The 25,027-nt window shown below is 50.0% G+C and carries 20 protein-coding genes and 1 tRNA gene; 3 read left to right on the plus strand and 18 right to left on the minus strand.

Annotation, left to right across the window (positions count from 1 at the left end):
- The first annotated feature begins 51 nt into the window (after positions 1-51).
- A tRNA-Leu gene (locus tag P771_RS0102320) sits at positions 52-138 on the plus strand.
- Positions 139-271: 133 nt separating this feature from the next.
- On the opposite strand, the gene P771_RS0102325 is transcribed toward P771_RS0102320, so the two are convergent.
- The 9 genes from P771_RS0102325 to P771_RS16185 form a co-directional block, all read right to left on the minus strand.
- Entirely contained in the window at positions 272-1,051 is a 780-nt protein-coding gene (locus P771_RS0102325) for an acyl-CoA dehydratase activase (protein ID WP_035243798.1), read from the minus strand.
- A gap of 48 nt (positions 1,052-1,099) precedes the next feature.
- On the minus strand, positions 1,100-1,864 hold the full coding sequence (locus P771_RS0102330) for an ABC transporter ATP-binding protein (RefSeq protein WP_028573865.1): 765 nt from the start codon (positions 1,862-1,864) through the stop codon (positions 1,100-1,102).
- A gap of 5 nt (positions 1,865-1,869) precedes the next feature.
- Positions 1,870-2,706 carry an ABC transporter permease gene (locus tag P771_RS0102335; RefSeq protein ID WP_028573866.1) on the minus strand — a complete coding sequence of 279 codons (837 nt, stop codon included), beginning with the start codon at positions 2,704-2,706 and terminating at the stop codon, positions 1,870-1,872.
- A gap of 158 nt (positions 2,707-2,864) precedes the next feature.
- Positions 2,865-4,007 (minus strand): ABC transporter substrate-binding protein, encoded by a 1,143-nt coding sequence (locus P771_RS16175; RefSeq protein WP_051617053.1) that lies wholly within the window; start codon positions 4,005-4,007, stop codon positions 2,865-2,867.
- Between the two features lie 60 nt (positions 4,008-4,067).
- Positions 4,068-5,225, minus strand: a complete 1,158-nt coding sequence (locus tag P771_RS0102345; RefSeq protein WP_035243800.1) for a double-cubane-cluster-containing anaerobic reductase — start codon at positions 5,223-5,225, stop codon at positions 4,068-4,070.
- Positions 5,226-5,240: 15 nt separating this feature from the next.
- Entirely contained in the window at positions 5,241-6,218 is a 978-nt protein-coding gene (locus tag P771_RS0102350; protein ID WP_035243802.1) for an ABC transporter permease, read from the minus strand.
- Positions 6,218-6,997: an ATP-binding cassette domain-containing protein gene (locus P771_RS16180; protein ID WP_035243804.1), complete on the minus strand. Its 780-nt coding sequence runs from the start codon at positions 6,995-6,997 to the stop codon at positions 6,218-6,220. The genes P771_RS0102350 and P771_RS16180 overlap by 1 nt, the downstream gene beginning before the upstream one ends.
- 86 nt (positions 6,998-7,083) lie before the next feature.
- A complete protein-coding gene (locus P771_RS0102360; protein WP_028573869.1) occupies positions 7,084-8,076 on the minus strand; it encodes a sugar ABC transporter substrate-binding protein in 993 nt (330 codons plus the stop codon).
- Positions 8,077-8,709: 633 nt separating this feature from the next.
- Positions 8,710-8,940, minus strand: a complete 231-nt coding sequence (locus tag P771_RS16185) for a DUF6125 family protein (protein WP_051617054.1) — start codon at positions 8,938-8,940, stop codon at positions 8,710-8,712.
- 168 nt (positions 8,941-9,108) lie between these two features.
- Between P771_RS16185 and P771_RS0102380 the strand changes: the two genes are divergently transcribed.
- Positions 9,109-10,071: a virulence RhuM family protein/type II toxin-antitoxin system death-on-curing family toxin gene (locus tag P771_RS0102380; protein ID WP_028573870.1), complete on the plus strand. Its 963-nt coding sequence runs from the start codon at positions 9,109-9,111 to the stop codon at positions 10,069-10,071.
- A gap of 130 nt (positions 10,072-10,201) precedes the next feature.
- Here the strand turns inward: P771_RS0102380 and P771_RS0102385 are convergent, their stop codons facing one another.
- The gene (locus P771_RS0102385) at positions 10,202-10,720 is read right to left on the minus strand and encodes a DUF6125 family protein (protein WP_028573871.1); all 519 of its coding nucleotides are present in this window, start codon (positions 10,718-10,720) and stop codon (positions 10,202-10,204) included.
- Between the two features lie 193 nt (positions 10,721-10,913).
- Here P771_RS0102385 and P771_RS0102395 point away from each other — a divergent pair, with 193 nt between their 5' ends.
- A complete protein-coding gene (locus tag P771_RS0102395) occupies positions 10,914-11,429 on the plus strand; it encodes a hypothetical protein (protein WP_028573872.1) in 516 nt (171 codons plus the stop codon).
- Between the two features lie 82 nt (positions 11,430-11,511).
- Here P771_RS0102395 and P771_RS16190 read toward each other — a convergent pair whose 3' ends face one another.
- From P771_RS16190 to P771_RS16200, 8 genes are all read right to left on the minus strand, one after another.
- Positions 11,512-13,797: a PEP/pyruvate-binding domain-containing protein gene (locus tag P771_RS16190; protein ID WP_161635934.1), complete on the minus strand. Its 2,286-nt coding sequence runs from the start codon at positions 13,795-13,797 to the stop codon at positions 11,512-11,514.
- A gap of 487 nt (positions 13,798-14,284) precedes the next feature.
- Positions 14,285-15,514, minus strand: coding sequence for a PQQ-dependent sugar dehydrogenase (locus tag P771_RS0102405; RefSeq protein WP_028573873.1), 1,230 nt, complete (start codon positions 15,512-15,514; stop codon positions 14,285-14,287).
- 77 nt (positions 15,515-15,591) lie between these two features.
- Positions 15,592-16,107, minus strand: a complete 516-nt coding sequence (locus P771_RS0102410; RefSeq protein ID WP_028573874.1) for a hypothetical protein — start codon at positions 16,105-16,107, stop codon at positions 15,592-15,594.
- Positions 16,108-16,126: 19 nt separating this feature from the next.
- Entirely contained in the window at positions 16,127-17,905 is a 1,779-nt protein-coding gene (locus tag P771_RS0102415) for a patatin-like phospholipase family protein (RefSeq protein ID WP_028573875.1), read from the minus strand.
- A gap of 30 nt (positions 17,906-17,935) precedes the next feature.
- Complete coding sequence (locus tag P771_RS0102420) at positions 17,936-18,763, minus strand: N-acetylmuramoyl-L-alanine amidase (RefSeq protein ID WP_028573876.1); 828 nt, start codon at positions 18,761-18,763, stop codon at positions 17,936-17,938.
- A 219-nt stretch (positions 18,764-18,982) separates the two neighbouring features.
- Positions 18,983-21,583, minus strand: a complete 2,601-nt coding sequence (locus P771_RS18110) for a PAS domain-containing protein (RefSeq protein ID WP_150112114.1) — start codon at positions 21,581-21,583, stop codon at positions 18,983-18,985.
- A gap of 140 nt (positions 21,584-21,723) precedes the next feature.
- Positions 21,724-22,752, minus strand: coding sequence for an ABC transporter substrate-binding protein (locus P771_RS0102430; RefSeq protein WP_028573877.1), 1,029 nt, complete (start codon positions 22,750-22,752; stop codon positions 21,724-21,726).
- A gap of 390 nt (positions 22,753-23,142) precedes the next feature.
- Positions 23,143-24,990: a thioredoxin domain-containing protein gene (locus P771_RS16200; protein ID WP_051617057.1), complete on the minus strand. Its 1,848-nt coding sequence runs from the start codon at positions 24,988-24,990 to the stop codon at positions 23,143-23,145.
- Positions 24,991-25,027: the final 37 nt, after the last annotated feature.

The raw sequence follows: 25,027 nt of genomic DNA on the forward strand, positions 1-25,027 counted from the left end.
AAAAAAAGCTTGTCAAACTCGACAAGATGACTTAAGAAATTTTCTTTCCAGGCCGAAGTGGTGGAATTGGTAGACACGCTAGGTTCAGGGTCTAGTGGGGGTTCCCCCGTGGGAGTTCGAGTCTCCCCTTCGGCACCATAAAAATTTAAAAGCCCGGGTCATTAGGATCCGGGTTTTTTTTGTGCCATTTGTTTGCGGGGTTTGTTACTGGATTAAGACAGGCTGATAAGGACCGGACGCTGTATCCAATTATAAACGTTGTCAGTTTCTGCTAAGAGTTGTCTAGACCATAAATGGCAGCTCCATAAGCACCCGCTGTGTCCGGATCTGAAGGGATCAGCAGTTCTGAGTCTGTTTTTTCCTGGATGAGTCTGACCATGCAGGGGTTATGGGCCACGCCTCCGGCAAAGACCAGTGGTTTGGTCAGGCCGATCCGGTTCAGCATCTTCATGGTCCGCTGGGCAATGGCCTCGTGCAGTCCAAGGGCAATGTTTTCTGGTTTTTCTCCTCTGGCCATGAGAGAGGTTGCTTCGGTTTCGGCAAATACGGTACACATGCTGCCTATGGGCACCTTATGCTTGCCCCTGAGAGCAAAGGAACCAAACTCCTCCATAGGAATCTGCAGGGCCAGGGCCATATACTCCAGAAATTTACCCGTGCCTGCTGCACACCGGTCATTCATTTCAAACTTCATGACCCTGCCCTCAGCTGTTAGGGAGATAGCTTTAGTATCCTGACCTCCAATATCAAGGATAGTCCCGGCATTCGGAAAAAGGGCGGACACTCCCAGGGCATAGGCCTGGATCTCGGTGATGGTCTGAATGTTCTTTATGGAACTGTGCTCGGCAAAAAGTTTGCGCCCATAGCCTGTTGCAACAATGGCCTGGACACGAATATCATTCAGGATCAGCCGGCACTGTTTAAGGGGGTCATAGGTGGTGGAGACCCGGACAGAATAGACTGGTGTTCGGTTCTGCAGAACCACCAGTTCAATGGATCTTGATCCGATATCCAGTCCGGCCACGTCTCCGGCAATCTGTTTATTTTGCATAGTATTTACCTTTGCCAGCAATATTGAGATGTACCCCTTGTTTTACTGCTATTGTTTGATCTGACTGTCCAGCATTTCCAGTATCCTGGTGGTCAGGTGGCCGTATTCGGGATCGGAGCGTTTTCTGGGTCTTTCCATGTCTACTGTAATTTCTTCGAGTATCTGTCCGGGTCCAGCGGACATGACCAGGATCCGGTCAGCCAGATAAATTGCTTCGTCTACGCTGTGGGTAACAAACAACACTGTCTTGCGGTTTTTATTCCAGATCCTAAGCAGTTCTTTCTGGAGCAGAATTCTAGTATGGGCGTCCAGTGCTCCAAAAGGCTCATCCATGAGTAATATCTCAGGATCATTGGCCAGGGATCGGGCAATGGCCACCCTCTGCTGCATTCCGCCGGACAGTTCGTAGGGATAAGAGTGAGCATAATCTTCAAGGCCGACCAGCCTGAGATACTTCAAAGCCGAGTCAATCCTTTCACTTTTTTTTCTGCCCAGAAATTCCAGACCCAGGGATACGTTGCCGATCACGGTTCTCCAGGGCAGCAGTGAGTATTCCTGAAAGACCATGCCTATTTCATGTGTACTTGAAGTCAGGGGCTTGTTTTTATAGGAGATTGTGCCTCCGGAAGATTCTTCCAGTCCGGCAAATATTCTCAGTAGTGTGGACTTGCCACATCCTGAAGGGCCAAGAATGCATAAGAAGTCATTGCTGTGTACCTCCAGGCTGATGCCGGACAGGGCTTTAATGACTCTCTTTTTGTCAGTCAGATACTCTTTATAAAGATCTTTTGTTTTTAAAATCAAAGGGTTCATAACTCTTATCTGTACTTGCTCTGCCAGGCAAAATTCCTGGTTTCAATGGTTTTGAAGATAGTGTCCAGCATAACTCCTACCACGCCTATGGAGATCATTCCGGCAATGACAACATCTGTACGGGCGACTGTATAGGCATGAATGATCAAATAGCCTACTCCTGAAATGCTCCCTGGCAGCATCTCCGCTGAAACCAGACACATCCATGCCACTCCCAGACCAATTCGCATTCCGTTGACAATGGAAGGGGCAGAAGCAGGGATCAGTATTTTCCAGAAGATCTTGAATTCATTGCCTCCAAGGGTTCTGGCAGACTCGATCAGGGTTTTTCTGATGTTTTGGACTCCGTATATTGTGCTCAGGAGAATAGGAAAGAATGCTCCGATAAAGATTATGAAGACCATGGATATCTGGATATTTCGTAGATAGATATAGACCTGTCCTGACTGGAAAGGGGAAAACATGGCCAGGCTGCTTACTCCGAACCAGGCCAGGACCAAAGGCACCCAGGCCAGCGGAGGGATGGGACGAAATAAGCCCAGAAAATAGTGGAAAAGACTGAAAATAACTTTGCTGTACCCCATGAACATACCAAGGGGGATGGCCAAGCAGAATGCAGCAGTATATCCGGTGAGCACCCTGATCAAGCTTATTGTCAGATTGTCCACCAGGGAGCCCATACCGATCATGGGTTGGGTCGGACTTTTCAGTAAAATATAGACGTCACTTATGCCCGGCAGGATGATCTTATTGTCAATAATGGTGGACATCATCTGCCAGAACAGCAGAAAGGCCAGGGGCATAGCCATATAAATCGAAAGCTTGACTAGGGTGTTACGCATCAGTGGTCTCTTTGGTCTCTTTCATACACTGGTCGACTGGATCTTAAAGGAATATAATCATGAACCAGCTTTGCCGGCAGCCCGGGCAAAAATCTCCCAGACTTCCGACGCTGGCTATTTTATAAGATTTTTGACTGCTTAAGCAGCAGCTTCATCTGTTATGCAAACCTGAAGTCAAAGAGGTCGTCTTTAACCTGGTCCAGCTTTTTACCTTTAAGCTTATTGTTGAAGACATTCATATCGTTGAGGACATCAAGATAAACCCCGGCTCCCCTTTGCCAGTTATCGGAAGGGTAAGTGGTATAGACAACAGTGGACATCCTGGCTGCCTCTGCAGGGATACCAATCCAGTCGGCTACGATGGTCGCTGATTCATCCGAATGATTGTTGCAGAAATCAGCTGATGTCTTCATCAAAGACATAAAGGCCTGGACAGCCTCAGGATTGTTGTTGATCAAGTCATTGCCTGCAGCGAAGATGCAGCAGGGAAAATCATGCCAGTACCCCTGGGGCGGGAGTTCACGCAGGTCAAGGACTATTTCCCCTGTACCCATATGCTCCGCAACCTGGGGATGGGGAGAAGGACCGACCCATCCGTGGACTTGTCGGCTGATGAGAGCCGGTGACAGACTTGATGTGGACCTGAGGTCGACCATGAGAATGTCTGCAGAAAAATCAGTGGCATCAGAAGTGAACTTGATGCCTGCCCGGTGCAGACCACCCTCAAAGACCATTTTTGGAGCACTGGTGGGGGAATGATAACCGATTCGTACCGGCTCTTTCTGATCTCTGACGTACTTCAGAAAATTTTCCCATCCTTTGATCCCGGCCCCTTGGGGAAAGACCAGGGCCAGGCCTTCGGTATGAACCGGGCCGAGGATTTTCATGGGAGTCCCGGTGTCGATGCCCACCATGGCAGCAGGAAGGGAATAGCTGGCAAGGTTGATATGCCTTTGAGCAAAAAGAGTAGCTGCTTCTGAGCCGCTTTTGGAAACAATGAATTCGATATCAGTAATCTCAGCTCCATCTGAAACCAGCTTATACTTCTGTTTGTCAATGACCGGCTTGAGATAAATACCAGAATCTGAAAATTCTTCTCCCTTGTACATGGCAACCATAATTGGAGCCTGGTGGTCAACAAAGATATAGCTGCATTTAATTTCTGACCTTCTTCTCGCATGCGCCTCCTGCCCCCTAACAAGCGGCAGGATGCCGCAACCACACAAGGCAGCACACGTGGCAACGCTGCCGGATTTTTTGATGAACTCTCTGCGGGTCAAGTTAATCTTCATGCTGCTCATTGTCTTCTCCTTTGCAAAAAATTGGGTTGGTCCATTATATTAAACAATTCAAATAAAATATCAGCTGATCATTTCCAGAAAGGCCTCGATCCTGGTCCGAAGCTGTTCAGTATCGTTGTCTGAATAATCTGTATCTATATGCATGAAGGGCAGGTTCAGAGTGTTGGCTGCCATGTCCTGGATGCTGTTTGATTCAACATTGTAAGTATGACAAAACTGCCAGGTCTGATCGATTATACCGTTAACCTTGAACTCCTGCGCCAGCTGCCGGACCAGATCAAAGCGGCCCTGGTTGGGAGTCATGCATGAGCAGGGAGTGCGCAGATATCTCAGAGCCAGGTTGTGATATGGATCGCCCTGTTCCTCCACCAGGAGGTCAAAGCTTTTAATGCCGGTACAGTTTTCCATACAGACAACCACCCCTCCGCATTCTTCAATCAGCCGTAAAACCTTTTCTGAACCTTTGCCGATGGGACAGCCAGTCAAAAGGATTCTTGGGGCATTTTCAGGACAGGCAGAGAAACCGGACTTTTTCAGCTCTGAAAGATCTTTGAATAGATTCTCAAGGGACTGGATATACCGGGCCATATCCACCACAAATGAGGAGGACTCAAAGACCGGCAGAAGATCCATTCCCTTTACCGGCACAGGATGGTCAGCCATCAACCAGGCGATGGACTTGAGCAGACGGCGCTGTTCATTGTACTTAAGAATCTGATGCTGTAGATCTTGTTGAGTAATGTTCTTGCCGGTCTGCTTTTCCATGAACAGTTTCATGGACCAGACCTGATCCTTCCACAAGGCCAGGGCTGCAGGATCGGTCTGAGAATAGGGGAGGTGAAGAAGATAAAATGGTTTCAGCTTTTTCAGGATCTCGAACATCTTTTTTTTGCCGTCGCAGGTAGTTTCACCGATTAAGATGTCTGAGGCATTGTAGAACGGACAGGTTTCAGTAACTGCATACCCGAAGCTGGACTTGATCAGGGGGCAGAGATTGGCCGGCAGGATTCTTTCAGCCTCACTGATGGGTTCCTGCCTTTTGCCGCAAAGCGAAACCGGCACAGCTCCAGCGGCCCGGATGATCTCCAGAGGGGCATAGGTGCAAAAGGCCCCAACGATCAACTGGCTCTGCTCTTTGGCCATATCCAGAGCCAGCAGAGATTGTTCAGCCCAGTTGTTAAAAAAGGCCAGGGATTCTGGTTTGGCCTGTTTATTCATGTTTCTCCTCCAGGACTAATAGGTAATTTTTGAGCTGACCCTGCTTGAATATGCGTAAAATGACACTGATAATATGACAATGGTTCCGTAAACCATGCGGGTCCAGAATCCGGAAAAGCCCGAACTGATTATCCCGGCTTCGATGATGCCGATGATGATCGCTCCGATAAAGGTGCCGTAAATGGTTCCTGTTCCTCCGAAGACAGAAGTCCCGCCGACAAAAATGGCGGCAAAGACAGGAAGCAGATAGCCTTCGCCCTGGGTCGGCCACCAATTGGCCATCTCCAGACAGACCATGACGCTGGACAGGGCCGAAAAAAAGCCGAGCTGTACAAAGCAGAGCATTTTGGTGAACCTGATGGGTAAGCCCATCATCCTGGCCGTGTTTATGTTGTCGCCAATGAAGCGGATGTTGTCTCCGATTTTGTGACGATTTAAAATGATCCACAAAAAAACAGCCACCAGGACGGCCCACAAGGCCTGCATGGGAAAGACGTTATTCAGGCGGCCTACAAATAGAGTGTGCAGGCTGGTGTCTCTTAACGGGACCAGACTCACTGCCAGACCGGAGCTGGCGACCATGGTGAATCCGTTCCAGAAGAACTGGGTTCCGATGGTGGCTATGATTGAGGGAACTCCGACGAATACAACGATGATACCATTGATCAGACCAAGCATAGAGCCGGAAAGCAAGGCCAGGCCCAGGGCCAGATAGACACTTCCGGTTGATGAGAATACCTGGGAAAAAATGAATCCTGAGAAGAGCATGAGAGAAGGAAAGCTCAGATCGATTTCACCGCTGACAATGACCAGGGTCAGGGACAGGGCTATGATGGCTGCAAAGGGAACTATGGACATGTAGGCGATGTAAATATTGGGCGACAGAAATGTCCTGGGGCTCAGGATGGTGAAAATTCCCAGGATGATCAGCAGGATGATGGTGATGGAGATCTGAGTCTGGTAGTTTTTGATCAGGCTTGCAAAGGGTTTCATTATTGCTCAGCAGGAGTTGGTTCGGAGATTTCGATCATGAAATTGATTATGCCTTCCAGGTCGTGCTCATCTTTATGATAGGATCCGGCCAGTCTTCCCTTGTCCAGAATGACGAACCTGTCAGCTATGGCATAGGCGTGGTTGATATTGTGGGTAATATAGATGCATGACTTGCCTAATTCTTTGATTTTACGAACAAAATTAAGAACCTTGTCCACTTCTCTAAGGGAAAGGGCTGTGGTTGGTTCGTCCAGGATAACCATGTCGGAATCAAAATACATGGCCCTTCCAATGGCCATTCCCTGACGTTCACCCCCGGAAAGGCTGCCGACCATTGTTTCAGGTTGGAGCGATCTGCCTTTCAGTCCGACGAATTCATTAAGAATCCTGACGGTTTCCAGCTTTTCTTTTTTAATACTGATCAAACCGAATTTGTCCGTGATATGTCTGCCGATAAAGATATTTCTCCACAAGGGCTGTTTTTCGCCCAGGGATTTTTCCTGGTAAACTGTTTCAATGCCCAGTCTTCTGGCTGCTGAGACTGAGTAGCCCTTGAAGTTGATATCCCGGCCATTGATGGACAACCGGCCGGAGTCAGGTTTGATCAGGCCGGAGATGATTTTGATCAAAGTGGACTTGCCAGCCCCGTTGTCACCCAGCAGAGCTACAATTTCTCCTTTGTGCAGATTCAGGCTCAGGTCGCGCAGGGCCTGGACCTGACCAAAAGACTTGGATACACTGGTCAGCTGCAAAAGAGGACTGATTTTGTTGCTTGTCATAGATAACTGCACGGTTCAGGCAGCGGTGCCCCGATATCTGCAAGGGTACCGCTGCCTGAACAATACGGGATGAATGAGCTGCAGGCCTACCTGATTCCTTCCTTGGCCAGAGGGGCGATCACCTTAATGTTGTGGTTGTCGATCATGCCTCCACCGGTATCAATGTCCAGGCCGGTGAATCCGAATCTCTGGTGCATGACGATCTGGACCACTGAGAGATACCCCATGAGAAAAGGCTGGGCTTCAGAGACCAGGTTGACGTAACCATTTTCAATGGCTGAAGCAGTGGCCGGAGAAAGAGAAAATCCTGCAACAAAGATTTTGCCTGGCGCAACACCGGCTGTCCTGAGAAAGTTTTCCATCTGAGAGGTCAATGCCCCGTGATCAACAATCATCAGTTTACAGTCGGGATTTCTGGCCAGGTATCCGGAAACCAGGGGTGTTCCCATGGAACTGTCTTTGTCGACTTCCGGGGAGATCTCAAAGTAGTCAACCACAATATTGTTGGCTTCCAGGACATCCAGGATGGCCTGGGCTCTTCTGCCTCTTTCCTGCAGTCTTTTTAAACCCCAGACAAAGGCCCGGTCACCTGCCTGAAGCTGGGCTCTTTTCAAGGCTTCCTCGGCCAGGGCTTTTCCCTGCAGATAATTATCTGTTCCAACATAGCCGAAGCCTTTGGTGCGGAACTTTTCCTGGTTCTTCTTTAACTTGGTATCAATGCTGGTCACGATGATGCCTTCATTGACTGCCTGTTCAATAAAGGGAGAATAAGCATCATCTCCAGGGTGGCCCATAACCACGATACCGTCAGGCTTATTGGCCATGGCCTGTTTAAAATTGGAGATCATCTTTTCCGGGCTCCAGTCCGAATACATGAACCGCACATCCACCCCCAGGTCACGGGCTGCAGCCTGGGCACCGTTTTGGACGACAGTATTATACGGTCCGCCAGGAGATCCCCCAGTGTCAAACCATATGGTCATACCCTGGCCGGTCCTTGAATCCGAAGCCAGAGAAATACCTGCAGACAGGGATAGGGTCAGCAGAGAAAGCAGGATCAGCATAAAGATTCTTTTCATGGGTATTCTCCTAAGATTGCAAGACAGCAGGTTATGGGTTGCAGCAGTTGACATTGGAAACGACCATGGGTTTAACTTAGGTGCGGTCAATAAAAAGCGGTATTATGAATTAATTATCTTAATAAGATAGCAGTGCTGCATGGTTTTAGTCCAATAGCAAATTATTATGACTTTGCTTTGAATCTATAGGTGATATTGATATTAGGTATGAGAATGGGTTCAGGAATCGAAGCATTATTTTGCCTGCATTGACCTTGATGATTATTATGGATTTATATCCTGAACTAAGCGATTTTTCATGTAACTGCCCAGTATCAAGGTCATTGCGAACATCAGGATGGTGCGTGGCAGTCTCGTGGGTAACCAGATGAGATTGCGTCGCTTTGCTCGCAGTGACAAAGAAAGATCGCTCATCTTAGGGTTATGGGAAAGAAAAAAGAGATGAAAAAGGAGCAGGCAATGCAAATTGATATAAATCTGGTTCTGTCAATTCTGGCCGGGGCAACAGTTCTGGGAGGGCTGATATGGCGCAGCAAAGGCAAGGGCTGTTTGCCGTGACTGTTTATCTATCTTCCGCTGGGAGCGGGAGCTTTGACCTACTTCATACTGACCAGTCTGACCTAGAACCCCGGGCTAGTCATCAGCAATGGTAAACCGCCATTTGCAGTGCATGTCGCTGGAATGAGGATCAGGCGGGGCAAAGATGCACTCCACCCTGATCCTGGGGTCAATTTCCCGGGCAAATCCTGAAAATTCCTTGTGATGCATGTCTTTGCATTTGTACTCGCCAAGGCCGTGTTTTCTTCGCCCTTCCTGAGCCGGGCATGGTGCTTTGATTCTGACAGCTTTTTTCCTTGTAATCACTACAAAAAAGTGGTTACTTGCCCGGAATTTGATTCAACATAGCTTTATTTCAAGACTTGTCTAATAAACGCCTTGGGTACATGGTGTGTCAGGGCTCCACTTGCAACCTGAACCCCTTAAATTAACTCGGTTCGATCTCAAGCAAAACAAACACACAAGCTGAAGAAAATGGAAAACAGGGTAGAAATATACAGGGAAAGTGACGGTCAGACTCAGATCAAGGTTTCGTTTGATCAGGATACTGTCTGGCTTGATGCGCATCAGGTGGCTCAGTTGTTTGGTGTGCAGCGTCCGGCTATTGTTAAACATATCAGCAATATTTATAAATCATGTGAACTTGATAAGCAGGCAACCTGTTCCATTTTGGAACAGGTTGCCTCTGATGGCAAAAAGAGAAAAATGAACCTGTACAATCTTGATGTCATCATATCTGTAGGGTATCGTGTCAATTCAATTCGTGCCACCCAGTTCAGACAGTGGGCAACAAAGAGGCTTAAGGATTACCTGATCCAGGGATATGCCATTAATGAAAAGCGTTTGGTCCAGAAACACCAGGAAGTAAGGCAGCTAAAAGACGGCATCCGTATCTTAAGCCGGGTTATTGAAGAAAAGGCAGGGGATACAGACTTTGAATGGCTGAAGCTCTACGCCAGTGGCCTGCGCCTGTTGGATGACTACGACCAGGAAAGACTTGATGTTAAAGGCGATACCAGGACAGCAGTTACATATCCTTCCCATGAAGAGTATCAGGCTGTCATAAGACAGATGCGCAAGGATTTTGGTTCGCAAGTTTTCGGACAGGAGCAGGGGCCAGGCTTTAAAAGTGCAGTTGAACATATCCGTCAGGGATTCGGCAATCAGGATTTGTACCCGTCTTTTGAGGAAAAAGCCGCGACCCTGCTATATCTCATAGTCAAGAATCACGCCTTTGTTGACGGCAACAAGCGCATAGCAGCAGCAAGCTTCCTATTATTTCTGCAAAAAAACAATCGCCTGATGTCCACCCAGGATGTGCTGACCATCAGCAATGAAGCCCTGGCAGGGTTAACTCTTTTCATAGCGGTGAGCAGGCCGGATGAGATGGAAACTGTGAAAAGATTGATCATAAGTATTCTAAACAGGAACAAGTAGAGAGCCTCTGTCGGCAATTAAAAAGCATGTGTCCTCCCCCGATTCAAAACCACAGTTTTTTATCTATCTTCCGCTGGGAGCGGGAGTTTTGACCTACTTCATACTGACCAGTCTGATTTAGCTGTCTGGGTTACTTGTCAGCAATGGTGAATCGCCATTTGCAGTGCATGTCGCTGGGATGAGGATCAGGCGGCGCAAAGATGCACTCCACCCTGATCCCGGGATCAATCTCACGGGCGAACCCGGAAAATTCCTTGTGATGCATGTCTTTGCATTTGTACTCGCCAAGGCCGTGTTTTTTTCGTCCTTCCTGGGCCGGGCATGACGGCACCTTCAGGATCAGCTCACCATCACCGAGCCTTTCCATTTCATAGTCAACCAGCATGGTCCAGCAGAACAGATCAAAGGCCTGGAGAAAGCCGTCCAGCCCGGTCTGCTGGATATTGAAGCGTTTTTTGATGTCCCTGGCTGCCAGTCCGCCCACCTTGGCCCAGACCTGGGCATTCAATTCTTCAGCCGTATCCAGTCCGAAACGCTTTTCCGTGGAGATGAACCAGAAGGCATCAGTCAGCCTGAGCTGCCAGAGCAGGGCGTGAATGAGTTCCTTGAGCTGGTCATTATCCAATTGATCCAGATCCTGTCCGGGCATAAGACCTCCTTCAATCTTTTTCAGCCAGCAAACTGCTTTTTGGGTTTGGTTATGATAAGAGCATGGCTGGGTTTAAGCTTATCCTGATCATGCTCTGAAGACAAGGCAGCCCTGCAAGTCGCTGTCAGGATCTGAAAGGGTATTGCAGACCCGAGCGGATGCGGTTAGGCTCTGACTATTCAGGAGGACTGCCATGATCAAAAAAAGTTTTTTCCATCGTTACAGACTGGCCCGAAAAGGGAAAACCTTTTACATGCTGCTGGCTGTATTTTTCTTCTTTGTCTGTTCATCCAGCGCCCGGGAGATATTTGAAGAGCTTCTGCCTGCAAGCATTGCCGGGATGGAACTAAAGGAGGTGGTCAGCGGGGAAGAAGCGGCCCGGATCATTAATCGCATGCACCAGGGGGAGGTGGCCACCCACTCTGATTTCATCGCTGAATACAGGGGTGAGCCAGGGACAGCCACCTATTACCTGTCCCTGTATGAGCAACCGGAACAGGCTGTGCTGGCCATGGAAGACATGGCCAGGGTTATGAAGAAAGAAGGACACGGCTTTTCTCATCTCATGTCCAGAGTTCATAATGACAAGGTATTTTACATGGCCCTGGGTCAGGGCCAGGCCCATTACTTTTTTGCCAGGGGAGTTGAACTGGTCTGGCTGGCAGTGGACACGGAGATAGCTGAACAGGCCATTCTGGATGTGCTGTAGAGGGCGGCTGGTCAGACTTTTTTTCTCCCCGGCAGTAGCGATCCGGTGAACCGCCTGGGTTCATTCAGGCAGGGCCCAAGGTTCAGAACCAGACCAGGTCTTCTGCATCGGTCAACCCATTTGCCAAGTGCAGACTGCGTTTAATTGATTCTCCGACATGGACCAGCCTGTCCCTGATGCGGTCCTGGTCGTATTTCCTGATTTGAGCTGAGATCGCATCTTGTATGTATTCAATCTTGAATCCCAGCTTCCTTAAGTCGGTGATGAGCGCCCTCAGCCACGGGCTGCCGGCTGCATCGGAATTATCGGGCTGCAGGAGAAAAGCAATGTAGTTGGAGTTTACCTGTTTTGAGCAGATGGAATCAACTTTGACCTTGAAACATCCGGCGTAAAGCCTGAAGTGCATGTAGTCATTTGAAATGCTGGCGAAACAGGGAAGAACAGGTTCACAATTATTGTCCAGGTTATTGAAAACAGATTGCCAGAAAGACGACTTTGTCTTTCCGGTCCCTTGCTCAGGCTTATCTGGCCGGTATGCTTCTACAGGTGCCATACCTTCAAGTAACGCCCTGAAAGGGGCTGATAAGATATCCTCCATTGCCAGGTGTTCATGGCTGGCTGGCTCACGAATGCCCTGGTCCAGATTCAGGACCTGCACTGAGAGCAGCGGAAGACCTGTACTTCCGGACATCCAATGAACAGGGTATGGATGAAGGTGTTCATTTTGGCTGGACATTTCGTGCATGGCCTTTTCATGGGCAAACCGGACAACATCATGCAGCGTCTCACATCCAGCAGGGGAAAAATCAGGGCTTTTGGGATTGTAGAGACGTAATGGAATGACTGTCTTAAGGACCTCCCTGACCAGCTTGTAGACAGGACTGTTTTTCATCAGATTGACCTGTTTTTTTTCCTTTATGATTGAGTCGATCTGTCCTTTGTAGACCACCCTCCTTGAAGCATCCAGGGTGATGACCTCCTTGTTTCTAATGAGTTTGGTGCCAGTGTCGGTGCCTACCAGAGCAGGGATTCTGAACTCTCTGGCGACTGAAGCCATATGACCTGTGACACTGCCTGCATCAGTAATGATCCCGCTGATCCTGGACATGGCTGGCACATACAGAGGAGAGGTCTGCGGAGCAATCAGGATGGCGCCTGAAGGGATATCTGCCAGGTCGTCATCAGGTCCCAGGACATATGCTTTGCCTGAGGCTGTCCCGGATGATCCGGTCATGCCCTGGCGCAAAATGACTTTTGATTCAGGAATTGAAGCGGGTTCGTGGTGTTCTTCAGGCAGGAGTTCATTATCAAGTCGCTGGAGTGGACGGGCTTGAAGGATATAGATTTTCCCCTGCTGGTCGACCGCCCACTCAACATCCAGTGGGAAACCAAAGTATTTTTCCAGCCGCAGTCCATAGTCAACAAGCTGTTTTATTTCATCTTTATCAAGGCAGGGTCTGTCCATTTTTTCAGGCAGTACAGGCGTGTTCTGCAGGCTGTACCCTGCAGAAGAAACCAGCATGGTCTTTTTGGTGGCGATCTGTTCAGTCAGAATTTTTCTGCTGTCCCTGGCAATCCGCCAATGGTCGGTCTGGACTGAACCGTCAACAACACTTACTCCCAGCCCCCAGTTGGCATTGATGCAGATACAGTCTTCAATGTCATAGTTGGGGTCAATGGTGTACATGCACCCACTGGACCGGGCATCCACCATGGTAATACAAAGAACACTCATAAGGTCGTCAATATCCCGGTATCCCATGGTCCTTCTGTAGAAGACCGCCCTGGGGTTGAACATGCCAGCCAGGACCTCTTTGTATGCCCTGACCATGTTTGCGGGGCGAACATTCAGTACGCTGTCATACAGGCCGGCAAATGATGATGAAAGGGAGTCCTCACCGGAAGCACTGCTGCGGACCGCCATGCAAAGGTTGCCGCCAAAAATTTCAGCCAGGTCTTCAGTCTTTGCTGCGATTGTCTTTTCCACCTCTGGAGGTAATGCCGAATCCATGATAAGCGCTTTTATGGTGCTGCAGGCCTGATCAAGGGCTCGGATATCATTGACGTCCAGATCTTTGAGGTGTTTTTTGATCTGCTTATAAACTCCTGCCTGGTTGAAAAACATCCTGCACGCTCTTGAGGTAATCACAAATCCTTTGGGCACTGGCAGGCAGACCTGGTTCGAAATTTCAGCCAAATTGGCTGCCTTGGCGCCAGTCAGCTCGAAGTATTCACTGGTGATATCAGCCAACCAGAGGCCAAAGATGTTTTTTCGGATATGCTTTTTTTTGCGCACCAGCTGATGAATTATTGAGAATCCAATTTTCTCGGTGGCAGATATCAAATCAATGTATTTTCCATCTGACATTGCATTCAGATCCTCAGCCAGATTGCAAATAACAGAAATCAGTTCTTCACATTTCTTTACTACTATAGAGTAATCAAAATGACTATGCCCGAGAGACATATCCTCTAGTTCATTGATCAGCAATAATGATTTTGTATTGTTTTTCAGAAGGCTTTTATAATGTTTATACTTTTTTATCTGATTAATTTTATGAGTATTCATTCCAGTGTGTCTAAATAATAATTGCACTACTTTATTCCTCCATCAGAAGAGCATCTGTTTAAAGAGCATAAAAAAGTGAATTCAATAAAATTTATTGAATTCACTTCTAAAAATATTTCTTCCTTTAAATAATTGGCCGCTGTGTTTTGGATAACTATAGCAGAATAAATATTATAAGCAACTCCAGTTTAGTATTAAAAAAGGCCAAATAATCCGATGAGATCACAGACTCTTTAAAAAAATGTTGGGACACTCTGGTGATCAGTTTGAATCCCGGCAGATGCTATCACCTTGATTGGGGCTCAATGCGCCAGATCTGTCCTCCATCAATAGCCACATACAGGGCTTTTTCCGGACCCAGGACCAGAGAGCGGATGCGTTCTCCAGGCAGGCCGGGCATGATGGTCGTGTTTGCTGCCATTTTTTCATCATCCAGTTCCAGAATCTCAATCCGTGCTCCGCGCAGGAATCCCACAGCCAGCCGGTTCTCCCAGTTCTTCCAGTGCTGACCCTGCAGAAATACGCACGGACTCATTCCTTCTGAATCCCCACGATTGTTCCATGACGGTCTAAGGGCATCAGGGTACCGTTCCAGGTCGGTCATGGAAGTTGGGCGGCCATCCGGCCTGTTGGATATGTAACCGCAATAATTGTCAGCACAGGAAACCCCGGGCAGAGGGGTGGGATCCCATCCGCCGTTCCCACCCGGCTCAAGAGGAGTGACCTCATCGTCATGGCCTGGACCATGTTCACAGGCAAAGGCCTGGCCGGTGCCGGGATGAAAATCAATTCCCTGTACATTGCGGTGTCCAAAAGTGAATATTCTGGGGTCTTTGCCTGCAGGGGTACTGTTCCCAGGGGCCGGGTCGCCGTTGCCGTCAATGCGGAGCACTTTGCCCCCCAGCCTGGAAAGGTCCTGGGGAAGCGGGCCGTTATGGTTGTCACCGGTGGTCACATAAAGGTAGCCGTCAAAGGGACTGAACCTGATTCGACCACCGCTGTGGGCGCCGGCTCTTCCCCACCGGCTGGAGGATTCTTTGAATGAGATGTCAGTGACAATGTCGGTGCGCTGGGAAACTTTGGCGTAACCCTTATCAATAACCAGGCGGACCACGCGGTTGGTTTTGATCCGGTTTTGCTCCGAAGCCATGTAAAGGTAAACCCGGCGGTTGTTTTCAAAATCAGGATCCAGGGCCACTCCCAGCATACCGCTCTGGCCCTGGCAGAAAAAATCCGCAGCCTCCAGGATTGCACCGTCTGTTCCAAACAGGAACCGGATAGACCCGTCAGGCAGACGAACTGACAGTCCGCGACATTTTTCAGTAAACAGCATTGCCCCGTCCGGGGCAAAGGCCAGGTCCCAGGGATTGTTCAGGCCGGATACGACCACGGTCCGGCTGATTCCGGGTTGACTGGCATCAGCCAGGGCCTTCTTGCCAGACTCTGACAGGACAAGGCTGACCATGATCAACAGCCCAAGGACCGTTAAAAATATTTTGGAAGGACCACGAACCATGACATTACCTCCAACCACTTATTTTACAAAGGAACAACGCATTTTGACTCACATGACCAATAAAGCAGGGCCGGGTTTCAAGGGATATTATTGATGGTTTTTAAATTTTGTTCATAAGATCTTTCTATGAAGTAAGAGCCGATCATCCCAAAAAGACCTGAAAACATGAATAAGTGAGCTTTCAGGATGTCTTCATTGAAATAAAAGAATATGGCAGACAAGATAATAAGGGTGGATATAAACATTGTGGAATACTTGAACACCATGGTTTCAAATGAAAAGGCCTGTTTTGAGATTGTTTTTGCATATCGTTCATACGATACCATCCATTTCCAATCCTCACTGCCGGATGATTCATAATCCCTAATAAATGATGAAATTGCCTGTATTCTCAAGTTCAGATGCTGGGCCGTAAGGTCAACGTAAACACAGACCAGGGGAATCAGACACAGAAGCAGGGAGATATTGTCATGAGGACTGCCTTTAAAGCCTAGCCCTGTTGCTCCCAGCACAGCTGTCAGCACTAATTTCCACTTGATCAGATCGGAACGAACTTTCTGGGTTTCAATGATTTCATCCCTCAATTTATCCATGGACAAGCTACCTGATGGGTTATGGGCGGTTATTCGGACCTGTCCGGTCCTGAGAAGTCGATATCCACCTGGTTGACGGCTCTACTCCGGTCAGTTTTTTGTACATCCTGCGGTCCAGGGCAGAGACGGTCCTGCGCAGGATAAGGTACAAAGGAAAGGCGATGAGGTAGATAATGAGGCCCAGCATAAACAATATGGCAGCCAGACCGGACAGCCCCTGGACCGTTGTTTCCACGTCCAGCAGTCCTCTTGCTTCCAGAAACCCGCTTGCAGGACGGACCCATATATCCGGGATCAGGCCCATGAAAAACCCGGCAATCACTTCACCAAACCGGTCTATGAGCTGGGGCTGGGCCAGAAAAACAAGGTAGAGGCAGGCCAGTGCCAGACCAAGACCTCCTGTGAGGATGGTTCCTGTCTGGAAGGGATGTTTTTTCAAACATCTGGCCAGATAGGAGTTCTGGGAACCAGCTTTGAGTTCGGCCCTGATCCTGTCCCTGTTGGAACATGAACCAGGCACTTCTCTTTTGAACAGAGGCGGAGTGGCCATGGCCGGAGCAGTTGTTCCATCCTTCAGCTCAGGCAGAAGGGTATTGCAGTATTTTTTCATCTGGGCATCAATCAGAGTGTAGCCGTGATACATGAGGGATTCGCGCTCAACAGGGCTGAACTGGTCCAGGTCGGTGCGGATTCTGGCAATGCCGGGAATGAATTCCGATGGAATCCGGTCAGTAACATGGCAGTCCTTGAGGTTCAGGTGCAGGTGGATAAAGGCGAATTCATGCGGTTCCTTGTCAGTGGTTCGCAGATCTGGCAAACGTTTCCAGCCCACCAGGATGTCCAGGAGTTTGTTCCGGATCTGGAACTGGAAGATGCTGTTCACCCGGAGCATGACTTTTAAAGCCCCCTCTTTTATGGTGTGGACGGGTTCCATCTGGCCCGAAGCATCGCTGACCAGGAGCAGGTTGCAGTCCTCTGGATCTTCTATGAGGGACTCAATGCCCTGGTTGTCAGCCACTCCGCCGTCCACCAGGACATCTCCGGAGATCATGGTGGGCGGGAAAAGGCCTGGTACTCCTGATGAAGCCCCCACTACCCTGGACAGAGGCAGAATATTGGTATTGACCCTGGACATTTCATTGAGGTTAGAGATGGGTTCCCTGGAAAAGGCCACCCGTTCTCCGGTCAGCAGAGAAGTGGTGTTGATGTGCAGCCGGGGTCCGGCTGAGTTTTTGCGAGTCTTGTCCGGGCTGTTTTGCTGCTCTGCGCTGGGCAGCTGGTCCAGAGAATTGTTTTTGTAAAACCACCTGTCGTATTCACGCTGGATCAGTTCCGACCTGGCCCCGGCCCGAAATGGCTTCAGGATCAGGGTTTTGATGAACAGCCAGGGGTAATAAAACGGGGTAAAGATAAGGGCTCTGGTGCGCAGGTTGTTGTCCAGGGCCTGGAAAAAATCATGGGCGATTTCTTCAAAGATGCGCACTCGGGTTGACCTGCTGCTTCGGTTTTCAGGCTTTTCAAAGCGCAGACGGCGCTCCATCTCGCACAGGTAATAAGCGGAAATAATGGAGCCCCCGGATACAGCTGAAACCACCCGGACCCTGGGCATAATGCCCAGCTCTTCCAGGCGCCGGATCACTCCCAGGTGAAAGATGGCAGCCCGGAAGCCCCCGCCGGACAGGGCCAGTCCGATGCGCGGACTCCTGGCGGTCAGGTCGTCCAGGGCAGCAAGGCCGGCCTTTTTCTCGATTATTGCTTTGGGTTTTTTATCCCTGGCCAGTTCCCTGGTGATGATCATGGTCAACTCCGGGCAGTGGATTGAATAAATTTATCCGGGCAGTTTTTCCACAAACCTGCCTGACACCCAGCCTGTGATCTGGACTTTGACCTGAAGCCAGCCGTCCTGTTGGTCCAGGATGTCCAGTTCAGTGTTTTTGGACAAAGGGTGGGCTATGGTCATGGTCTTGGCTGAGGGACCAGTCCGGATGTTCAGGGCGGAAGCCCGGACCATGCCCCTGGCCGGTTTTCTGATCCGCTGCTCATCCTGGTCCGACCTGTCTGCATGCAGGAGTCTGTCTCTGAGCTTGTCCAGGGGAAAGGCAGGGCCGGGATCGATCTTACGTCCCGGGGAAATTTCCTCGTGACCCAGGATGTGCTTTATATTGTAGGCTTTTTTCAAAAGCGAACACAGGTTGAATACCGCATCAATCTGTTCAGGGGTGAATCTTTCCCAGTAGGTGGGTTCTTTTTCATTGCGGTGCACGGCCTGGACCACTTGCTCCTGAGGATAGTTCCGGCCGAACCAGGAACTCCATGCCGAGCCGTTTTTTTCCAGCCTGCCGGCATTGACCAGTTCAATGCCGATGGAAAAGCGGTTTAATCCTGTCCGGTCTCTGAAGGCGCTTTGCCCGGCATGCCAGGCAATGTGGTCAAAGGGAACCAGCTGGGTCAGGCTGCCGTCTTTGTCCACCACAACATGGGCTGAAGCCCGGACATCCGGATCCTTGAAGGTGGACAGGGCTGATTCCAGAGTGCTGCCGGCAGTATAGTGGATAACAATGGTGTCGGGCAGTCCCTGGGTAAACCTGCCACTGGTCTTGGTGATGGTTTCATGGGCTGCATGGTCCCTGCCAAGCTTGTGTCTGGAGATCTTCATGGCTCTTCTCCTCAAGGATCACAGACTTCCCAAAGACAGAGGATGTTTTTCAGGGCGGAACAGGGCTTAGAATTAAGGGTTGTCTGGTTATTCTTTCACAGGGTTATATTTTTGACTGATAAGCACTATTTTGATTTGAATTCAAGAAAAATTACCAGGATTGACAAAAAATTCGGTTGTGGATTGCAGAGTGATGTTATCAGCAGTGATGGAGGGGTGTCAGGCATCCAGGATGCTGCGTACTTTGGCAGCCAGATCCTGGATGGAGAATGGTTTGTTGATGAAGTGCAGGCCGTCCTCCAGTATACCCTGGTGGGCAATGACATTGGCTGTGTATCCGGACATGAACAGAAATTCTGAATCCGGCAGCAGTTTGGCCATCATTCTCTTAAGCTCCAGGCCATTCATGTCCGGCATTACTACGTCGAGTATGACCAAATGAACAGCGGTGTCCAGCTGCTCAGCCAATTCAAGGGCGGACAGTGGGTTGGCAACCGAAAGGACATGGTAGCCAAGTTCCCTGAGCATTGATGTTGTGATTTCCAAAAGGGGAGCATCGTCTTCAACCACAAGGACTGTTTCCCAGCCGGTCTGGACATGCTGAGGTGTATTTGGCTGGTCTGCTACAGCGTCATCAGCGCTGTGTCTCGGAATAAATACCTTGAAGGTGGAGCCTTTGCCGGGCTCACTGTATGCATTGATAAATCCATTGTTTTGCTTGATTATTCCGTAAACCGTGGCCAGGCCAAGCCCTGTGCCTTGCCCCAGTTCCTTGGTGGAGAAAAAAGGTTCAAAAATATTGTTCAGGGTTTGCTTTTCCATGCCGCAGCCATTGTCGCTGACAATCAGAGTCACAAATTCACCAGGCCTGAATCCTCTGTGCATACTGCAGTATTTCTGGTCCAGAGTAGTGTTGCAGGTTTCAATGGTAACCTTGCCGACATCGGTGATGGCGTCTCGGGCATTGACCAGGAGGTTGGTCAGGATCTGATCGATCTGGGTCGGGTCCATCCTGACCGGCCAGAGTTCAGCAGATGGCTCCCAGCTCAGTTCTATTCCCTCACCAATGAGTCGACGCAGCAAGTCAAGCATGTCTTCAATAGTTCGATTGAAGTTGAGGACCTTGGGTTCGATGGTCTGTTTGCGGGCAAAACCCAGCAATTGGCGGGTCAGGGCAGCAGAGCGCCTGCCGACCTTCAGTATTTCATCAAAATTTTTGTAATGGGGATGGGACGGAGTCATCTTCATCATGGCCAACTCGGCCCGGCCCAGGATGATGGTCAGCATGTTGTTAAAATCGTGGGCTACTCCTCCAGCCAGCCGACCTATGGATTCCATTTTCTGAGCTTGCAGGAATCTGGCTTCATATTCGGCTTTTTCGGATTCAGCCTGTTTGCGCTTGGAAATATCTGTGAGGGAACCAGCCACCCGTGTGGGCTGACCATCAGAGGAGGCATCCACCACCTTCCCCCGCAAGAGCACCCATTTCCAACGGTCAGATCTGGTCTTGATTCGAAATTCCATTGCAAAGGGTTCCAAAGAGAGCATGACCTTGCTGTATGTATTTACAACCTGATCAAGATCTTCAGGGTGAATCATCGAGCCCCAGTCATCCATGGATGACTGGAAGTCATCAGGTTCATAGCCGATTATTTCCTGCCAGCGCGGACTGAAGTAAACATCACCAGTGACTGGATTCCAGTCCCAGATTCCGTCGGTGGTCCCCTCCAAAGCCATGCGAAGGCGGGTTTCGCTTTGCTCCAGGGCGTCTCTGGCTGTCTTGATCTGGTGATACTGGGATTCGGTTTTTTGAAGACTCCCAACCAATTGGGCGGCCATGGTGTTGAAAGCTCCAGCCAGGTGGGCGACTTCGGCCGGACCTGATATTCGGGCCTGTTTTGTCCGGTCCCCGTTGGCAATGTCAGCAGCGGTTTTCCTGAGATCGGCCAGGGGGATGACCAGTCTGCGGGCAAGCATAGTTCCGAATATGGCAGCAAGCAGGGCAATGATGCCGGTAATTACTGCTGAAGTGATCCCGGTCCGGATCAGTCCCTGGTAGGCCTCCCTTGTGGGCATTTCAACAACAATGATCCATGGGGCTGATGTCAGAGGAACAGACGTACCTATGACATGCTCCCCAGTTAAACCTTTATAGGCTCCCCTGTTGTCAGGAATTGGGGCATTCAAGGGGGTTGAGCGGTTCAGGAATGCAGCTACCGGAGGTAAATGGGATACATTTTCTCCCTTGAGCACCCGGGCGGTGTCGCCAAAGGCAATGAGGTCTCCGTTTTGAGCGACCAGGTAAACATAGCCTGTGTTTCCAGGCCTGAGCTGATCCACTAGGTCCCACATGAACTTCAGATTCAGTTCTGCAGTCAGGCTGCCCTTTATCTCCCTCAGAGGGTTGGTTACTGGGACACGGATATATACTACGGGTTCACTGGTCCGGGGATCAATGCAGACCTCGCTGATTGACGGGGCATGGCTGTTGGACTGAGGGTGACAGGCATGCTGCAGGCTCTGGGGGATCAGGTCGAGCCGGGAAGGGGAAAAGCGGGAAACCAGGGCCAAGGGTCTTTCCTGGACATCAACCAGGGTCAGAGTGCGCAGGGAAGCATCCATGCCCAACAGACGCTGGAGGGTCAGATTCCATTCTTCCTGGGATTTGGTATCCGGGTTGTTCAGGCCCACAGCTGCTTCCAGGGCCTGGACCCTTTGCTGAAGAAACGCGTCCACAGCCCGCACAGCATCTTTGGCCATGAGTTGCTGTTTGTTGTAAATAACCCTGGTCTCGCTCTGGAAATACAGAAAAAATTTCAACCCCCCGGCCGTTAGAAGAATGACCAGACTAAACAGCACAAATGCTGTGGTCAGTATTTGGGACAGGCTCTTGCCGGAATTCGGTCTTACAGATAAAAAAGTCAATGCCGCTCCCTTGCCTTTTAAGGTGAAGCAAAGTTCTACTGCAAAATACTTTTGGCTTGACGCAAAAGACCTTCAGGTATGTCCAGACCCAGCTCCTGGGCACGCTTATAGTTTATGTAGAGATCCGGCTCAGGGGAAACCACTGGAATGGTTCCGGCAGGTATGCCCTGCAGGATTTTGTCAACCAGGGGCGCAGCCTGCCTGCCGACCTCAACCATGTCATTGGCGTTTCCGAATAAGGCCCCTTGTTCAACTGCATGAAAAAAACTGCCGGCAATGGGCAGGTCATGTCTGGCTGCAAAGTCGCGGATCATTTTCCAGCCTGCATGGGAATGGTTGACGTTGTCCGGCATCAGCAAGATGGCGTCCATGCCGGGATCAGGGAGCTGGTCACGCATCAAAAGTTCTTTTTCCAGATCATCCAGCCCTTGGACCTCTGCTTCGACCAGGGACACTCCCAGGGATCTGGCCAGAGTTCTGAGCTCAGTGAGAACTGGATGGATGGTGGCGTAGTCCCGGACATAGACAATGAAGATTCTTTTGTTTTGAGGAGCAATCTGGTTCAGGATCTCAAGGCGTTTAATGATTTGTTCAGGTCCAGGGTAACGAACTCCTGTAATCCGACCGCCGGGTTCCCGGATGCTCTTGATCAGGCCGGTATCCTCAATGGCTGCATAGGCAAAGACCATGGGAGTTCCAGTCGAGGCGGAAGCTTCCCTGGCCACCAGACTGACTTCGGTGAACAGGGTGAAGATCAGGTCAGCTCCATGGGCAGCCTGTGTTTTGATCCTGACTTCCTGTGTTGGATCTGAGAACGTACTGAAATCGTTCAGGCTGTACAAGATGTTCTGCCCTTCCACATATCCCAGTTCAGCCATCCGTTCCTTGAAACCGGTCACTACCTCATGGGAGCCGGGATCACCTGCCAAAATCTCGATATGGTACTGTTCTGTCCTGCTGTCACAACCGAAAAGGATCAAGCCCAGGAAGATTGTGATGAGCAGCAGGGCTATGAAGATCAGGTAGCTGGTGGAGTTTACTTTCATCTGACCGGCGTTGTTCATGTTGGATGTCAACCAGAATAATATCTGGTCTGAAAGTTTTTATTAAAACCCGGCTCAAACATTTCCTTTCAGCAAGGGCATGCGGTCAGGCAGGTATTGTACAAGCCAGGGGCACAGCTTATTATAGTAGTGCCTAACCCATCAGGATAAAAGGGTCAATTATAATTTCAGGGCAAGGCAATGGGGATAAGCCATGTTTCAGGTCTTTTCAGGCGGACAGCAGTTCACACGGGGACAATGGTTTGAAATGAAACTGGACCAGGATGGTCAGTATTTAGGTTTCTTAGTCTGATCCGCTCTAGCTTGCTGCTGTAAGCCAGGGGCGTTCAGGGTCAGGTGCGGGTCCTGCCAGCATTCTTCTTGTTGACCGGAAGAAGAGAACCCGTGGATTTAGAGCGATTCTATATCTAGCATCATGATCCCGGCCAGAAACCAGGCATGACCTGCAGGTGCCTGGTTTAAACTTCCGGCAAAGGCCCTGGCCAGATTTTCTGCTTCTTCCAGAAGGTGCTCATTGCCTTGGGTCCGGCCAAGAAAGACCAGGTTGTGCAGGGCCATGGAGTTGCCTGAAGGCAAAGCACCATCATAAGCGTCCACGGGTCTGGCAATGATCAGTGGGTCATCTTTTTCGCACAGGAAAAGGGCTTTGCTTGCAGGGTCCTGGAATTTTTCCAGCATGATCTGGTTCAGCCGGACAGCTTGGTCCAGATAAAATGCCTGATCTGTTGCCTGATAAAGATCAATCAGTGCTCGGATCATGAAAGCATAATCATCCAGAAATCCCCTGACCGGGCTTTGGACGCCCCTTAAGCTGTGCAGGAGGTTCCCATCTTTGTCCTGCATTTTTTCCAGGAGATAGCGACCCGTATTTTCCGCCTGATCCAGATATTCTCTGGAGTCAAAAGCTCTGGCTGCACAGCACAGGGCAGAAATCATCAGGGCGTTCCAGTCGCAGAGGATTTTTTCATCCCTGGACGGCCTGACCCTGGTGCTCCTGGCCTGGAAGAGCTTTGATCTTATTGCAGCCATTTGCCTGGTCAGCTGTTCAGGGTCAGTTTCAAGATCCAGGGCAAGCCTGTCCAGGGGCCTGGACAGGTGCAGCACGTTGGCTCCGGTCAGAAGTCCGGTGGCCTCATCCTGGAAATTGCCTTCTGGCTTTGTGTTGAACACCTTTCTGACCAGACTGAACTCTTCAGGCTCAAGCAGGCTTTTGAGCTCTTCCTCGGTCCAGACATAGAATTTACCCTCTTCACCTTCACTGTCTGCATTTTCAGCACTGTAAAACCCTCCCTCAGGCGAAAGCAGGTCCCGGCAGCAGTACTCAATGGTTTCCCGGGCAGTGGTCCTGAAGAGTTCTTTCCTGGTCAGGGAATAACCCCGGGCATAGGCAGTAATGAGCATGGCCTGGTCATAGAGCATTTTTTCAAAGTGGGGAAGAAGCCATTTGGCATCGGTTGAATAGCGGTGAAAGCCAAAGCCGACCTGGTCGAACAGCCCGCCCAGACGCATGGCTTCCAGGGTCTTTGCAGCCATGGGCATGGCCTGGTCATTATTGGACTTTTGGTGAACATCCATCAGGAATAACAGATTATGGGGCGAAGGAAATTTGGGTCTGGAGCCGAAGCCGGCGTGTTGGTCATCGAAATTGCGGATAAAGTGATCCAGGGCCATTTGAGGCAGGTTTTTCCGGGGCAGTTGTCCAGGGTGCAGGGTGAACTGCATGGACAGGGCAGAGGTGATGTTTTGACCGGTTTCCAGGACTTTCTCCCTGTGGTCCTGCCAGGCAGTCCATATCTTTGGGACCAGATCCAGCATCCCGGTCCTGTGCAGGTCGGAGTCTCTGGGAATGACCGTAGTGATGAGAAAAGGCCTGCCCTGGGGAGTCATGAACACGGATAAGGGCCAGCCTCCTGGCCGTCCGGACAGATGGCAGGCGGTCATGTACAGCTGGTCCACGTCCGGTCTTTCCTCCCGGTCCACCTTGATGCAGATCAGATGCTGGTTCATTATCCGGGCCACTTCCGGATCTGCAAAACACTCCCTGGCCATGACATGGCACCAGTGGCAGGTGGAATAGCCGATGGACAGGAAGATGGGTTTGTCCTCGCTGCGGGCCAGGTCAAAGGCCTCTTTTCCCCAGGGAAGCCAGTTTACCGGGTTGGCTGCATGCTGGAGGAGATACGGGCTGGTTTCATCTTTGAGCTGGTTGTATTTTAGACCGGATGTGTTGTGGGACATTCTCTTTCTCCAAAAATTTGGTCTGGTTGGCTGTCTG

It is taken from the genome of Desulfonatronovibrio hydrogenovorans DSM 9292, assembly GCF_000686525.1.
Lineage (GTDB): Bacteria > Desulfobacterota > Desulfovibrionia > Desulfovibrionales > Desulfonatronovibrionaceae > Desulfonatronovibrio > Desulfonatronovibrio hydrogenovorans.